The following is a 16036-nucleotide window of genomic DNA, read 5'->3' as shown; positions in this document are numbered from 1 at the left end:
ATACCCTATAAATCTAATTCTTTTATTTTACGATATAAAGTCCTTTCTGATATCCCCAGCTCATTTGCGGCCAGCTTGCGTTTGCCTTTATGCTTTTTAAGCGCCTTGCGGATCAGGTCAGATTCTTTTTCTATCAGCGATAACGATTCTTCTATCTCTTCAGCCTCGTGCGTAATGCTGTAGTCGTTGTTGTTGTTGCTGTTAACGTTATTGTTAACGGGTTGCTGCAGGGTAAATTGTGCTTCGTGGTTATTGATTGGCAATTCTATATCGCGGTAAAGCTGGGTTACAGCCGGCGAGTTGTTAGCGTAGTTGGTGCTTACGCCGCCGTGCTCGATAATATCGGCTACCAGCTTTTTCAGCTCCACCATATCGCGCTTCATATCAAACAGAACTTTATACAAGATGTCCCTTTCAGAAAAATCTTCTTTTGGCTGGTTATCTAAACGCATAGGCAGATTGCTTCTGCTGGCCTCGCGGGGGATATAGGTAAGCAAGGTTGGGGCGGTAATCACATGGTCGCGCTCTAAAACGGCCAGTTGCTCGGCCATATTTTTTAACTGACGGACGTTACCGGGCCATGAATAGTTAATTAACACCTGTTGTGCAGCCTCGTCCAGCTGGATTGGCGGGCTACGGTATTTGTCGGTAAAATCTGAAGTGAACTTACGGAATAGCAGGAAAACGTCTTCCTTCCTTTCGCGCAATGGTGGTATTTTCAATGGAACAGTGTTTAGCCTGTAGTAAAGATCCTCGCGGAACTTACCGGCCTTAACAGCATCGTAAACATCCACATTGGTGGCTGCTATAACACGCACGTTGGTTTTCTCTACCTTAGATGACCCTACCCTAATGTACTGGCCGGATTCTAATACCCTAAGCAAGCGTGCCTGGGTGCCCAACGGCATTTCGGCTATCTCATCAAGGAAAATAGTACCACCGTTAACCGTTTCGAAATACCCTTTACGCTCGCCGATAGCACCTGTGTAGGCGCCCTTTTCGTGACCAAATAATTCCGAATCTATGGTTCCCTCAGGGATAGCCCCACAGTTAACCGCGATGAACGGCCCATGCTTGCGCGGGCTCATCTGGTGGATGATGTGCGAAAAAACTTCCTTACCGCTCCCACTCTCCCCGGTAATTAATACCGAAATGTCTGTAGGCGCAACCTGGTTGGCTATATTTATTGCCCTGTTCAACAACGGCGAGTTGCCGATGATGCCAAAGCGTTGTTTAATGTCTTGTACTTCCATATTTAAAAAGAGTCAAGAAATAAGAGTCAAGAATCAAGAAATTGTTTCTGATTTAAGAATATGCTCTCTAAAAGAGAATATCATCCTTTGTACCTCAGATACTGAATCTAAGCAGTTTCTTAATTTGTCTAATGACCCATATTTTCGTCGCTCACATATTAACAATTGTGTTTCAAGTTCAAAAGAAGACGATATTGCGATTGCTAAAAACTCTGCAAAATGCTTATTAGTGTTTTTTCCCGAACCTTCTGCAATATTTGAAGGGACGGAGCAAGAACATCTATTAATTTGATCTATCAAATTATACCGTTCACTAACAGGCAACTCTTTACAAAATTCAAAGGTAATATCTGTGAGGTCCATTGCTTTTTGCCATATTTTTAGATTCTTAAAATTATGTCTCATGCAGTTTTCCTGTCTTATCTCTTGGTTCTTGTTTCTTAATTCTATTCTACAATCTTCCCTATTAGCGTTGCTGATGTTGTTCTCTCCACCAATACATTAACGTACTGGCCCGGTTTGTAATTTTCGCTTACCGGGAAAATCACCATAGCGTTTTGGTCGCTGCGGCCACAGTAATCCTTGTCTGATTTTTTGGAGAAACCTTCTATCAGCACTTTTTCTACTTTGCCTAAACGTGCCTGCATCCTGTAGAAAGAATACTCCTGCTGCTTAGCTACAATTTGTGCCAGGCGGCGTTGTTTTATTTCCTCAGGGATGTCATCCGCGTAGCGCTTAGCAGCTAAAGTGCCCGGCCTTTCGCTGTATTTAAACATGTAAGCAAAATCGTATTTCACGTAATCCATCATGGTTACGCTATCGTTATGCTCTTCATCCGTTTCGGTACAAAACCCGGTGATCATATCTGTTGAGACCGCGCAATCAGGTATTATCCTGCGGATGGCATCGATCCGGTTCATGTACCACTCGCGGTCGTAAGTACGGTTCATGATATCCAGTATGCGGCTGTTACCGCTTTGTACCGGCAGGTGTATATAATTACAAATATTATCGTATTTAGCAATGGTGTGCAAAACCTCGTCAGTAATATCTTTAGGGTGCGACGTGGAGAAACGCACGCGCAGATCCGGGCTGATCAAGGCAACCATTTCTAACAGGTTGGCGAAGTTTACAATAGAAATCTCGTCGCCAACTGCCAACTGCTCACTGCCTTCTGCCAATGGCTTACTCCACTTGTACGAGTCCACATTTTGGCCTAACAAAGTAACTTCGCGGTAGCCTTTGTCAAAAAGATCTTTACACTCGGCAACTACCGAATAAGCGTCACGGCTGCGTTCGCGGCCACGGGTAAACGGCACCACGCAAAACGAACACATATTATCACAGCCACGCATAATAGATACAAAGGCATTAATGCCATTGCTATTTAAACGCACCGGGCTAATATCGGCGTAGGTTTCTTCGCGGCTAAGCAATACGTTCACTGCTTTTTGGCCGCTATCAACCTGTTCTATCAGGTTTGGCAGGTCGCGGTAAGCATCGGGGCCTACTACAACATCCACCAGTTTTTCTTCTTCTAAAAATTTGGCTTTTAAACGCTCGGCCATGCAGCCTAAAACGCCTACCACCAAACCGGGATTTTTGAATTTTGCACCGGCAAATTCTTTCAGTCGGTTACGTACGCGCACCTCGGCATTCTCACGTATCGAGCATGTATTTATGAAAATAACATCTGCATTTTTAAAATCTGACGTGGTCTCAAAACCCTTTTCGGCTAATATCGAAGCTACTATCTCACTGTCAGAAAAATTCATGGCGCAGCCATAACTTTCTATATAAAGCTTACGGCCATTGTGTTTACCAACGGGCTCTAAAACTAAAGCCTCGCCTTGCCTGCTCTCATCATGCACTTTATCCGGTATAAGCAAATCCATTGTCATCTAAAAAATTGAACCGCAAAAATACAAATTTTTATATAACGAAGTGACAGTTTGGCAGAGCTTTAACAATTTTAGCTTTTTGTTGTTGTAGTACCACACAAGCAGTAATAGGGCTCACTACATTAACACTTACCCGAAACGACTAATGGCAAACACCTTTTTTAAACATCGCTGGCAAAAAATACTGCTCATTGTGTTTGGGGCTATCATAGTGATCGCAGCAGCAGCCCTTTTATGTATCAACAGTATTTTAGCGCCTAAACTGTCAGCCAAGCTGAAAGAAGCCGTTTTAAAAGGTACCGACAGCCTGTACACCATCAATTACAGCGACCTTGACCTGAATGTACTGCAAGGCAAGGCCGTGTTATATGATATTAGTTTCAAAGCCGATACCGCTGTTTTTCACCGACTGAAGAAACAAGGGAAAGCACCGGATAAACTTTATGAACTGCATGTAAAACGGCTGGTAATATCCGGCGCCCACGCGTTTGAACTCTATTTTAAAAAGAAATTAAATATCGGCCGCATCACCCTTAACTCACCCGAGGTGATCATCAATAAATATTCGGACAAAGAAACCGATACCGCCAAAAAAGATAAGCGCACCCTTTACCAAAAGCTATCAAAAAGCCTTAAACTGGTACATGTTGGCGAGATATTACTTACCGATATCCATTACAAGCAAAGCAATTACACCGGGCCAAAGGTTGCCGTATCGCAACTTAAAGAGATGGATGTAAAAGCAACCGACCTACTGATAGATTCGGCCACACAAACAGACACTTCACGCTTTTTATATTGTAAGGACGTTAACACCGAATTAAAAAACTATAGCAGCAGATCGGGCGATGGCCTGTACACTTTCAAGGTGCGGTCGATAAAGTTATCTACTCAATCGTCAAAGCTGACCATTAGGGGTATAGACCTAAAACCTATTGACCATACCTTATTCTTTAGAAAAAGCAAAACCGACCGTTATACCTTACGGATAGATTCGATCCAGCTTAATAATTTTGATTACATCACTTATCAAAAAGATCAATCTTTAAATGTGAAACGTATGGTGATGGATAATGGTTTTTTTGAGGTTTACAGCAACTATAATGGATTGCTGCCAACTACCGACAGGTTGGTTACCTTCCCGCATTGGGCCATTCGCCACGCCATAAAAGCAACCATTAATGTTGACACGCTTGACCTGAAACACTTTGCCGTAACTTATAAACAGCTTAATAAAAAGCCCATGAAAACCGGTGCGCTTACTTTTAATAAGATCTCAAGCCGGTTTTTGAACCTGACTAATGACAAGGAGTTGCTTAAAAAGAATAACATTGCTACAGCAAACGTCACCAGCTATTTCCTGGGCAAAGCCAGGCTCGACCTGCGCTTTGTTTTTAATTTAAGCGATGCCAATTACAGTTATTCGTACAAAGGGCACCTTGCCCCAATAAACATGACCGATGTAAACACGGTATTAATGCCTTTAGGTACCGTTAAGGCCACTTCCGGCAGGGTAAATAGTTTTGATTTTGATATTCACAGCACACAAAAGGTATCTAAAGGCACCGTGTTGTTTCTTTATAAGGATTTAAAAGTAGATATTCTTAGAGCAGATTATACTAAAAATACGCTGATAAGCGCACTGGCCAACGCTGTTATCCTAAAACATGACAACCCCGATGATGGCGCTAACAAGCCGCGCCTGGCAAATGTTGTTTACATACGCCCTGCAAACTTTCCTTTTTTTAAAACAGTTTGGTTAACCCTACTGGGTGGTATCAAAAACTGCGCAGGCATAGGCCCGGCCCAGGAAAAAAAGCTTAACCAACAGGCAAATACCGATGACAAAAAAGAGCAGGAAAAAATTGTTAAAAAAGCGGTGAAGGAAAAGGAGAAAGCGGACAAGGAATTTAAAGAAGAGTTGAAGAAAAAGGCAGAGGGGAAGAAAGAATAGTTGTAGCGATAAAATCGCCCAACCATGTTAAGCACTCGTCACAAAAGAGCGTAAGATTTTACTAATCCACACACAAGCCATTATCCTTTGGATCTTCAAAGGCAATTCTTTCGCTTACTTTTTCGACATCTCCATTTTCACTCACTTTAAAAATAATCTCACTATAGGGATGACTGCAACCAAAAGCCTTGTACGAAAAAAGCTTTACAACATAGCTTTCGCCATCCTTATACACAGATGAAATGGATGGTGTATAATAATATTTATATTCTTTTTTAAACTCCCTATCATCCAGAATGGGATAACCTTTAGTAACAAGTATAGCGTAACCCATCGCTTCGGCAATATTTGAAATAGGGGCGTAAACTTTTTTTAATTCCTCTTTATTATTTATTAAAAAGTATTTACTATTTATTTTAATAACGGGCTTGGGTATAACGCAAATAAAGCCGCCAATCATCCAATCGTTTCCTCCACCATTTCTACATGATTCCAAGGCCGTAGCCATAGGATAATTAGGCGTAAGGCCGCCCAAGCTTTTGTTTGCCTCCCTTACCTCTAATAAATTGAATTGTTTTTTTATTGATTTATAATCTACTGTATCAATAGGTGTAGTTAAAGGATATTTTACACGCTTACCGTTATCACATCTGCCTATCAAAAACCCAATTACCAATATAAAAATCGATCTGTTATTCATGAGATTAGGTTACTGCAATAACAGCTTCAAATTGATACCAAAGTTGGTAAACGAGGTATTGAACGATTGCGAGGTATATGGCTTGGTGATGTTGCTATCGTAAAATAAATTAAGGTTAAAGCGCTGGTTTATCACGTAATCTATAGATGGGCGCAGGGTGATGTTTTTGGCGCCAGATGACACTTCGGCGGCGGCTACATCGGCACGATAGATCAGGGTTTTATTATCGCGCACTGCTACATCAAGCTTAAAGTTAATATCGTTGTTATCCTTATTCCCTGTGCCAAATAATCCCCACGGCATCCTGAAATTTTTAGGCCGGTAACCAAACCCGAATACCATAATATTTTCGTCCTGCTGCGCCAGTTGGCTGTTTAGCAGACTTAAGTTTAACGAGCGGGTTTTACGGTACTCGAAGTTAGCCGTCATACTGTTTTTAAAACGAATATCGGCACCTAATAATGGAACGAACTGCTCGAATATGGCTACTTGCGAGAACTGGTAGAACGGCAGAAAATCGTTATTAAAGTCCCTCGAACTAACAGCGTTATTGTTTTCCTGATATTGAAGCAGGGTAGTAAAACTGCTTACAATATAGGATGAGCGGTAACCGTGTTTAAGGTCGAAAGAATCGAAAAGCTCGGAAAAAAATGGCATTTTACCCAAGCCCGCATACGAGATCTGCCAGTTTGGGATCGGGATCTTAGGGAACTGGCTGGTGCTTGATTTACCTGCGTCTTTATCCGAATAAGCCGCTAAAAATGCCGGAACCAAAACGTTTTGCGCGTTTGCCCCGTAACCATCGGCATATCCACCTGCCGCTACACCCGAGTTTGGATTGGTTAGGCCAAGCCTTTGCGATATAATGGTACGGTTATCTAAAAACTTTTGGTAAGTAGGCGACCGGCTATTAATGTCGCCCGATTTTGCAAACGCCGTACCCAGCGAGAAGAACGAAACACTATAAGTACCCGATGTTACCGGGCTTAGGTTTTCGATACTGTTTGTTGATGCCAGGTATTTAAAATTGCTCTGATAATTTTTATCCTGTGTTTTAAACGCGATCAGCTCGATACGCAGGTCTGATATCGGCTCTATAATACTCCGCAGCCGGATGTCCTCGTTAAATGATTTTATATAAAGTTGATTCTGCAAGGTATCATTAGTGATCCAACCGTTGGCAACAGCTTTGGCGCGCAGATCGGTCTGGCTGCCCAATAAGAACCCTATGCCAGGTGCGTTATAAGTAAAATCCTCACCAAATAAATTTGATTTTGGCAGATAGCCCGGCAGGAATGTACCCTCGGTACGCGTATAAGTACCGCTAATGTTTTTGATTCCCGTCAATATGCCCAGGAAAAACTTCGCCGCGCCCGTTTTCTCATCCTTACCCTTGCGCAGGCCCTTAAACTTATTGTAGAAGTTGGAGAAATTAAGGTTAGGGTTCAGCTGTATGGTGCGTGCATTTTGGATACTGTTACCTACATCATACATTGGGTCGTTTATGGCAAACTCTGGTTGGCTTTGCCAATTAAAGTTGGTGCTATAACGCACGGTTAGCGCTGTCCAGTCAAGGCCGGGTAGTTTGTTTATTGGCGCCGTCCAGTTTAAATTAATAGTATGGTTGTAGTTGGTGGTACGGCCAAGTTTCCAAAGATTTTCCCAAAGGGTATCGCGTTTCAAGCCATTGATACGCCCGGCCGGTTCATCTACCACGGATAGGTTTGTCGCATCGATATCCAGTGTCAACGCTTTCGACAAATTCCACCCTATACCGTAAACACGGGTAATGTTAAAGTTTTTATTGAACGCTGTTGGGATCGCTATAAAGTTATTCGGGTCGTTATTCCGCAGGGTATTTTCCGAGTAATAACGGTCAAAATTGATACTGAAATTCAACCTTGATGGCAGGATACTAAAGTTAAAATCGCGCGCCAGGGCAAGCAAATTGCTCTTAATGATCTTGGCAAACGGCGTGTAATATTTAGGATCTTTATTATAATTATAACTCAGCGCTACGCGATAGGTCTTGGCAAAATCGTTCTCCACGTTAAAGTCGTGGTGCTGGTACTCTGTATAGGCATAGGTAGCGGCAAAGTTCTCAATATCCCAAACATGCACCGGGGCAGTAGTGTTTGTACGCTCCTTGTGCACGTTAGTAAAGTTGATGCTCTTACGCGTGGTAAAATCTTGCGTTACGTTCTTAATCGAATCTCTGGCCTGGTTAGTCGGCGCTGCAGCAAGCGATTTTTTCAGTTCCACATCCGGCGATCCGGGGTCATACTGCGGGGTGCTTATCTGGGTAGAGATGTTCACATAAGCCGGAATGCGGATGCCGCTTTTCTCCGGGAAAAACTTACCCAGCTCAACACTTGCCGATGCGTCTATCGCCTGATTATCGCTCCGATTACGGTCGCCAACTCTGGAGTCCAACGTACCGAAGCCGATGGTGCTTTTGGTGCCCGATACGGTGATATTCGCAAAATCGGCCAAGGCGGCATCAACCCTTGCGGTAGCAGCCCAACCACCACGCTGGTCAAAGTCGGTTAAGCGCAATTCATCAAACCAAACCGTCCCAGTTTTATTTAAGCCGTCATCACCTGCCAAACCGCCGGGTTTGTACGGGTTACGTACACCAAGCATAATGGTACGCAGACGGCTCAAGTCGGGCTGGCCTTTAATGGTTACTTTGTTTTTGCCGTCGGTATACACAAACGGGATAGTAAAAGGCCACGGCTGCCCGTTTAGTTTGGCATTATTACGGGCCAGCTTGGCGTCTATCAAAATAGATAGCTGCAGGTCAAGTTCATTATTTGCCGGCCAGATGCTGCCCGGATCGCGGGTGCCGGGTTGGGTGATACCGAGGGGCACCTCGTATTCATAATAGTTATCCTGGTAATCAACACCAAGGCGTACAAAACCATTAAGATCGTTATCCTTTAATTGGTCGCCCTCGGCGTGAATGAACATTTGGATGCGTTTGTATGACCGCAGATCGTTAAAGAACGTGCGGAACGCCGCCCTTGAGTAACCATCGCGCAGGTTGCTTACATTTAAGGATAGCGATTGCTCGTTAAGCTTGGTATCGGTTTGCAGGTTGTTGTAGTTACGCTGGCGGTTAATGCCCGGTGGCACCACGTAAGGTATTGGCGTGCGGTTACCGTTCTCCTCGATGTTTACGGCCTGCACATCTAAAGTAGAGCCATCAATAACGGGGCTAACAATGGCAGGATCGGCAATTACATTTTGCGGGTTATTTTCGGCGTTAAATGTCCGCCACTCTCCCCTTACCAGTTGCAGGGTCGCGAAACGCAGTATCGATGTATCGGCAAAGTTTGTCATAAACATCCGCATAAAACGGATGGCCTTAAAATCCTGGATGTTACCCACCTTGCTTTGGTACTCGTTTATCGGCACCCTAAACTGGTACCAGGTAACCGGCTGTGTGGTACCGTTAGGCAGTTTTACGTTCGAGGTGATTTTATCGTTAATAAAGTTTTGGCCAATAACCATATCCTGCGGGCGGATAGATACACGGTACTGGAAGTACTCGTCGGTTTGGCTCATATTATTATCGCGGTTGATGTCTTCACCATCAGGCAAAGATGTTGATGCCGATGTCTGGATGCCCAGTTCTGCCTGCGATTGTTCTGCTGTTTTAGAGTTACCATCGGTACCGTTATAGCGGCTGTAACGATCCAGGATCCCGGCGTTTGCCTGGTCAAGCGCTGCGCCTTGGTAGTATTGGTAATTATCTGATGAAGGGTCGCCCGAGAAGGCTGTTGCAGCCTGCGGACTTAACACGCCCTGTACCTGTTGTACTACTGGCGCGAATTTGGCCTTCTCATCATTGTCATTCAATCCATCCAAACCCACATCCTGCAACCTGCGCGAATCGGGGTTATTATCGAATGCGTTGATAACAGGCTGTAACTTTGATACCCTGCCCCAAACGGTTTCATCTACATTCGCGCCAGCGGCGGCATCAACAGGCAGGCTGTTCTCCAAACTCTTGCGGCCATCTTTCAGGATATCTTCAGATACACTACCTAAGTTGAAATACAGATCACCACCTGCCGCGTTTGGTTTGTAGATGAACGGATCCATCATCCAAAACTCAATGTAGCCTACGTTCAGCGATTCAAAATCGTTAGTTTCCAGCTTTCGGAACATACCGCCCCAACGTGCTTTAGGGTTTTGTAAGGTACCATCGGTATTTACCCCGGTAGTGGTATAATTATACGGACCACGCACTGTTGGGTAAAATACCATATTCAAAGTCGACAAACTTAACGGTTGCCCGGTGGTAGATTGTTTAAAAGGAAAAACCTCCTGCTCGATAACCTGCCTTACATAATGGTTAGATAGTTCGCCTCGCGATACCGGCACGGTGCTGGAACTTGTGTAAAATATCGGGTCGATATTAAAGAAGGCCAAACGCGCGCGGTTAAAGCCATAGCTCAAGTCATTAAAGGCATCATTCTCGGCAAACATTTGCGGAGTGCCCGAGATTTGCCAGTTGATAGAACTTTTTATATCGATCACCGAACGGCTACTCTCAAAATCGTCAAGATAGGATGTACCGTTCTTAGAGCCTGCAAAATTTAACGCGCCGGGGCTGCCCGGCATTAACTTGGCAAACTCGCCGCTAAAGTTAATGGTTGATGGTGCCTTAGTATTAATGAACGGGATCTTGTCAACAAGGCGCGTCAAAAAGCGCGATTGCGTACTGTAATTTGCGTCGAGCCCCCAAATGGTATTGGAGATAGATTCCTCGCCCACAATTTCGTTTTGGGTGATGGGTTGTTCGGTTAGGTGCATAATGGTACCGCCCAGCAATAGCTTGTCGCTGGCATGGTAATCAAACCTCGAGCCAAATAATGATTTTTGCTGAACCCCAAAAAGTTCGTTGTTTTCTAACTTAACATTAATGGTTTGGCCTGATGCAAGCAGCGCCTGGTTCAATATCCTTATACGGCCCGCACTGTTATCAATGGTATAATCTGACCCTTCCTGTAATTTTATCGAACCGGCCGTAACTACTACCGAGCCTTGCGGAACATTCACCGCGTTCAATTGATACTCCGATCCGCTTTGCGCGGTATATGTACCCTTTATTAAATATCTGTTCAGTTTTGGAAAAAATTGCTGCGCGATGGTTTTGGTAGAATCATACAAAGGCTGGTAAACATACCGGGCTACAAGGTCGGGTTCGCTGACGGTAAATTGTTTAGCAAGGTCGCTGCCAAAAGGTTCCAGTACCGGGAACATGATCCGCCCTTGTTGAGAATCGATCGTAACACCCTCCAAAAAATCGAAGTAACCGTCCGGTCGTTTATCGTTTTGCTGATCCAGGTTGTCTACGCCGGTTAACTGCATCCACCGTTTACTTTTGGTATTTGCCCCCTCGTCCATTATGGTTTTCTCTATGCCCGATTTATCATCCAACCGCGAAATATTCAACCTAAAGTTTGTTGAACTTATCTGGCCTGCACCAAGCGAGTAGATGTTTTTCATCATCAGGTCCCAGGTTGGCAGGTTGGTTTTAAGCAATTCGTTTTTTAATAATTTGGTGTATAAAACGGTTGGCGTGTTTGGGTCAACCGCCCTATCGCTGCTAAATTCTCCCACCTGGTACTGCACGCCATTCATCGAATATTGGTACGCCACTGCCAGCACCTCATCATTATTTAATGGGTAATTTAACGAGATATAACCCAGTTGCGGGTGCAGGGTAAATTCCTTATCTGTTAACTTACGGGCGTAGGTAAGTTTAGCGTAGTTATCCGTAGCGCCTGTAGTCCTGAAATATGCGGCCGCGTCGTTTGAATTTGTTGTGCGTGCGCCGGGTGGCAAATTATTTAATAACGAGTTTGATTGCTGCGTAAAGCCTGGGCCCTTAAAGCCGGCAGGTAAGCCGCTAAAGCCCGCGCCACCCTGTATTAAAGTTGCATTGTATGGTTTGTTTTCGCCCAAATCCAGAAACGCCAATATATCGCGCGAGTCGGTAGTTACATTGGTACGGTTGGTTGTCCAAACCTCAATTTTGGTAATGTTTACGTTAGAGCTGATGATGGGGATATTTGCCAGCGCCCTGTTGTAGGTATTGCGGAAATATTGCGACAGGAAAAAGTGCTTGTTACCCTCGTAATCGGCAGCGGTGATGTTTATATTTTGCTGTTGCGAGCCGTTGGTAATGGTAATATTTTTTGCTTGAGAACGCTGTTGCGAGAAGATACTCGTTACATCCAGCTTGCCAAACTTAAGCTTGGTTTTAACACCAAACAATGCCTGGCTGCCAGATATTAAAGTAGTGTTTAGTGGCATACTTACGGTACCCGCCTCTATCTTTTGGATGATCTCGTCCGGGTGGCCGGTGTAGTCCAGTTTTATTTGGTTCTCGAACTGAAACTGCGCTTCGGTATTGTAATTGGTGGTGATCTTTAACTTGTCGCCAATCTCGCCGGTAACATTTAGTTGGATGCGCTGGTCAAAATTAAAGTTGAACTGGTTACGCTGGCGGGTATTAAATAGCGGGTTCTCGTTCTTATTGATCTGCCCGGCCAATATCACCTCTGCCGAACCTTGCGGGCGGATGTTGATATTAGAGCTACCAAAGATCTGCTCGAAGGTTTTGCTCCTGATCTTCATCTGCGGGATAAAGCCAGGCTTTTCAGATTCAACATTATAATTGTCTGATAATTGCTTGAAGTATTCGCGTTTTACGCCGCGTTGCTGCAACATCAGGTACTCGCCAAAACTTAAATATTGTGGCGCGCGGTAAAGCAGGTTACCCACGCGCTCGTATAAAATGTATTTGTTAGTTGCGGCATCATATTCTAAAGTGCGCACCAGGCCCGGAGGGTCGGTAAAAAATATACCGGAGCGTGCCCTTTTGCTATGAGGCTCGGCAAGGCTTATAGGGCCAAGCTGTATGCTGGTATCGACTTTTAAGGCCGGGATTGTAGTGGCTGTAGTTTTAGGTACCTGCTGGCCCGGCTGGCGTTGCTGTTGCCCGGTGGTTAGTTGTTGCTGACCCGGAATTTGCTGCTGTTGCTGCTGACCAGGAACACCCTGGCCGGGAATCTGCGACCCTTGCTGGTTGCCTACATTTTGCGGCGTTACCGGCCTTGATATGGGCGTTTGCTGGGCAAATACCTTCCCCACTCCACTTAAAGCAGATACAAAGAGTATGACTACAAAAAGCTTGATGGTAAAATTTTTTATCAAGTGGTATAAATTATTGCAAGGTAATTATAAGCTTTTTAGGGCAGATTTAATTAGTTGTTCTACAGTTAATACACCTGTATTTTTACTTATTTCCTGGTCTAAAACTTTTTCTGCAACATTACGAACAAATCCAAGCATTACAAGGGCAGAAAGGGCTTCATCTTTTGCCGTTTTTAACCCTGGCATTACCGTTAATGTGTCTGGTCCTTCTTTTTTAAGCTTGTCCTGCAGTTCTAAAATTACGCGCTGTGCGGATTTTGGGCCGATGCCCTTTATCCGTTGGATTGCCGAAACATTACCCTGAACAATCGCCGCCTGGATCTCGGCCGGGGTGATGGAAGATAACATCATGCGCCCCGTGTTTGGGCCTATACCTGAAATGGAGATGAGGTGCATGAATAGCCTGCGTTCGCCCTCGGTGGCAAAACCATAAAGGGTGTGTGCGTCCTCTTTTACGTGCATCCAAATAAACAGTTTGCAGCGTTCGCCCTCGGGTAACTGCCCATAGGTATTTAACGATATATTGATGTGGTAGCCAATGCCCCCGGCATCTATCACCACATGCGCACCGCCCTTAAAAATCAGTTTCCCATCAATATAATCGTACATATAATTTTATTTTTTTGCTTTTGATGGTTTTGCTTCAGCACATTTTACCTGTGCATCTATCACTGCTATCGTAACCATGTTCACAATCTCGCGAACAGAGCTACCTAACTGCAATACGTGAACGGGCTTTTTCATACCCAACAGGATAGGGCCAACAGCTTCTGCGCCGCCAATTTCCTGTAAAAGTTTATAAGCGATGTTACCTGATGCTAAACCAGGGAATATCAGGGTGTTTGCAGGTCTGCCGTTTAATACCGAAAACTCGAAGTTATCGCCAAGTAATTCGGAGTTTAGGGCAAAGTTGGCCTGCATCTCGCCGTCTACCACTATTTCGGGATATTTTTCATGCAGGATGCGTACGGTTTCCCTGGTTTTCTCGGGGATCTCGCCTTCGTTAGAGCCAAAGTTGGAGTAGGATAATACCGCTATGCGTGGTTTTATATTCAGCTGTTTGATAGAGCGGTCCATCAAAACGGTAATGTCTACCAGTTCCTGCGCGGTAGGGTTGATGTTTACGGTGGTATCGCCAAAGAATACAGGGCCTTTTTCGGTGATCATTAAGTACATACCTGCAACACGGTTTACACCTGCTTCGGTACCGATGATCTGCAATGCCGGCTTAATAGTAGTAGCGTAGTCTTTAGTTAACCCCGAGATCAATGCATCTGCTTCACCAAAGTGCACCATACAAGCGCCAAAGTAGTTACGGTCTATCATCAGCTTTTTAGCCTCAACCATTGTTACACCTTTGCGCTGGCGCTTTTTGAACAGGAATTGGGCGAACTCCATCGAGCGCTCAATCTCTGTTCTTGGGTCGATGATCTGTACATCGTCAAGGTCAAGTTCGTTCTCGCGCATTATCTCGCGGATGCGGTCCGCATTACCCAACAATATTGGGGTCGCGATGCCTTCGTCTTTAACGATCTGGGCGGCACGTAATATTTTATAAGTATCGGCCTCGGCAAATACCACACGTTTTGGCGTTTGCTTGGCTTTGTTGGTCAGATCGCGCAGCAATTTATTATTTGTGCCAAGGCGTGACAATAGTTCTTCGTTGTAAGCATCCCAGTCGGTAATGGCTTTACGCGCCACACCAGAATCGATAGCTGCTTTGGCAACCGCCGAAGACACCTCGGTGATCAGCCGCTGATCCATTGGTTTGGGGATGATGTAATCGCGGCCAAACTTAAGGTTGGTAATATTATATGCTAAATTCACGGCCTCGGGAACGGGCTTTTTAGCCATTTCGGCTATGGCCTTCACCGCGGCGATCTTCATTTCTTCATTTATTGCAGTCGCCCTAACATCAAGCGCACCGCGGAAGATATACGGGAAGCCTAATACGTTATTAACCTGGTTAGGGAAATCCGACCGTCCGGTTGCCATGATGATATCTTTACGGGCGGCAATAGCCAAGTCGTAAGAAATTTCGGGCTCTGGGTTAGCCATCGCGAAAACTACGGGGTTTTTAGCCATGCTTACCAGCATAGCTGGGGTAACCACATTACCTGCCGAAAGACCAACAAATACGTCGGCATTTTTCATTGCATCGGCAAGGGTGGTGATATCTTTACGGTCTGTAGCGAATTGCAGGCGCATTTCGTCCAGATCGGTACGTTCCCGCGTCAACAAACCATTAATGTCAAACATCACCAGGTTCTCTTTTTTAACCCCAAGCGACAGGTACATTTTGGTACATGATACCGCTGCTGCACCGGCGCCGTTTACTACCAATTTAATCTTATCAAGCTTTTTTCCCTGGATCTCGCAGGCATTCATCAACGCCGCGCCGGATATGATAGCCGTGCCATGCTGGTCATCATGCATCACCGGGATCTTCATCTCGGCCTTTAGCCTGCGCTCTATTTCGAAGCATGTTGGTGCAGATATATCCTCGAGGTTAATCCCACCAAAGGTTGGCTCTAAGGCCTTCACTATGTTTACAAATTCATCAACCGTTTTGGCGTTGATCTCCAGATCAAACACATCGATATCCGCGTAGATCTTGAACAGGAGGCCTTTACCTTCCATTACCGGCTTACTGGCTTCGGGGCCAATATTGCCCAGGCCAAGAACCGCGGTACCGTTACTAATAACGGCCACCAGGTTACCCTTTGCAGTATATTTATATACATCTTCTACATTTTCGGCTATGCGTAAGCATGGCTCGGCAACGCCTGGAGAGTATGCTAAAGTTAAGTCGCGCTGAGAATTAGTAGGTTTTGTAGGCACTACCTGTATTTTACCAGGCCGGCCTTTTGAGTGGTAATTTAAGGCGTCCTGTTTACGATTTGGTTTATTCATGATCTCAAAAATTCAAGCGCTCAAAATTACGATTACTTTTCCTGAACTATCTAATAAATAAAGCCCGGCCTCGAAATACATCAAA

General features: G+C 44.8%; 8 protein-coding genes. 1 reads left to right on the top strand and 7 read right to left on the bottom strand.

What is annotated here, in order from left to right; translation table 11 throughout:
- Positions 1-5 precede the first annotated feature (5 nt).
- Genes ABIB39_RS04705 through miaB form a run of 3 tightly spaced genes read right to left on the bottom strand, consistent with a single transcriptional unit; the run spans position 6 to position 3148 of the window.
- The gene (locus tag ABIB39_RS04705; RefSeq protein WP_354427732.1) at positions 6-1253 is read right to left on the bottom strand and encodes a sigma-54 interaction domain-containing protein; all 1248 of its coding nucleotides are present in this window, start codon (positions 1251-1253) and stop codon (positions 6-8) included.
- 33 nt (positions 1254-1286) lie between these two features.
- On the bottom strand, positions 1287-1658 hold the full coding sequence (locus ABIB39_RS04700) for a four helix bundle protein (protein ID WP_354427730.1): 372 nt from the start codon (positions 1656-1658) through the stop codon (positions 1287-1289).
- A 41-nt stretch (positions 1659-1699) separates the two neighbouring features.
- Positions 1700-3148, bottom strand: coding sequence for a tRNA (N6-isopentenyl adenosine(37)-C2)-methylthiotransferase MiaB (gene miaB, locus ABIB39_RS04695; protein ID WP_354427728.1), 1449 nt, complete (start codon positions 3146-3148; stop codon positions 1700-1702).
- A gap of 151 nt (positions 3149-3299) precedes the next feature.
- Between miaB and ABIB39_RS04690 the strand changes: the two genes are divergently transcribed.
- The gene (locus ABIB39_RS04690) at positions 3300-5108 is read left to right on the top strand and encodes a hypothetical protein (RefSeq protein WP_354427726.1); all 1809 of its coding nucleotides are present in this window, start codon (positions 3300-3302) and stop codon (positions 5106-5108) included.
- A 61-nt stretch (positions 5109-5169) separates the two neighbouring features.
- Here ABIB39_RS04690 and ABIB39_RS04685 read toward each other — a convergent pair whose 3' ends face one another.
- From ABIB39_RS04685 to ABIB39_RS04670, 4 genes are read right to left on the bottom strand one after another with little or no spacing between them, the layout of a single operon-like run.
- Positions 5170-5808, bottom strand: coding sequence for a hypothetical protein (locus ABIB39_RS04685; RefSeq protein ID WP_354427725.1), 639 nt, complete (start codon positions 5806-5808; stop codon positions 5170-5172).
- A gap of 9 nt (positions 5809-5817) precedes the next feature.
- Positions 5818-13038: a T9SS outer membrane translocon Sov/SprA gene (gene sov / locus ABIB39_RS04680; RefSeq protein ID WP_354427724.1), complete on the bottom strand. Its 7221-nt coding sequence runs from the start codon at positions 13036-13038 to the stop codon at positions 5818-5820.
- 24 nt (positions 13039-13062) lie between these two features.
- A complete protein-coding gene (ruvA, locus tag ABIB39_RS04675; protein ID WP_354427723.1) occupies positions 13063-13647 on the bottom strand; it encodes a Holliday junction branch migration protein RuvA in 585 nt (194 codons plus the stop codon).
- Positions 13648-13653: 6 nt separating this feature from the next.
- Positions 13654-15951 (bottom strand): NADP-dependent malic enzyme, encoded by a 2298-nt coding sequence (locus ABIB39_RS04670; protein WP_354427722.1) that lies wholly within the window; start codon positions 15949-15951, stop codon positions 13654-13656.
- Between the last annotated feature and the right edge of the window lie 85 nt (positions 15952-16036).

The organism is Mucilaginibacter sp. UYP27 (genome assembly GCF_040547175.1).
GTDB lineage: Bacteria > Bacteroidota > Bacteroidia > Sphingobacteriales > Sphingobacteriaceae > Mucilaginibacter.
This window is presented reverse-complemented; position numbering and strand designations above follow the sequence as displayed.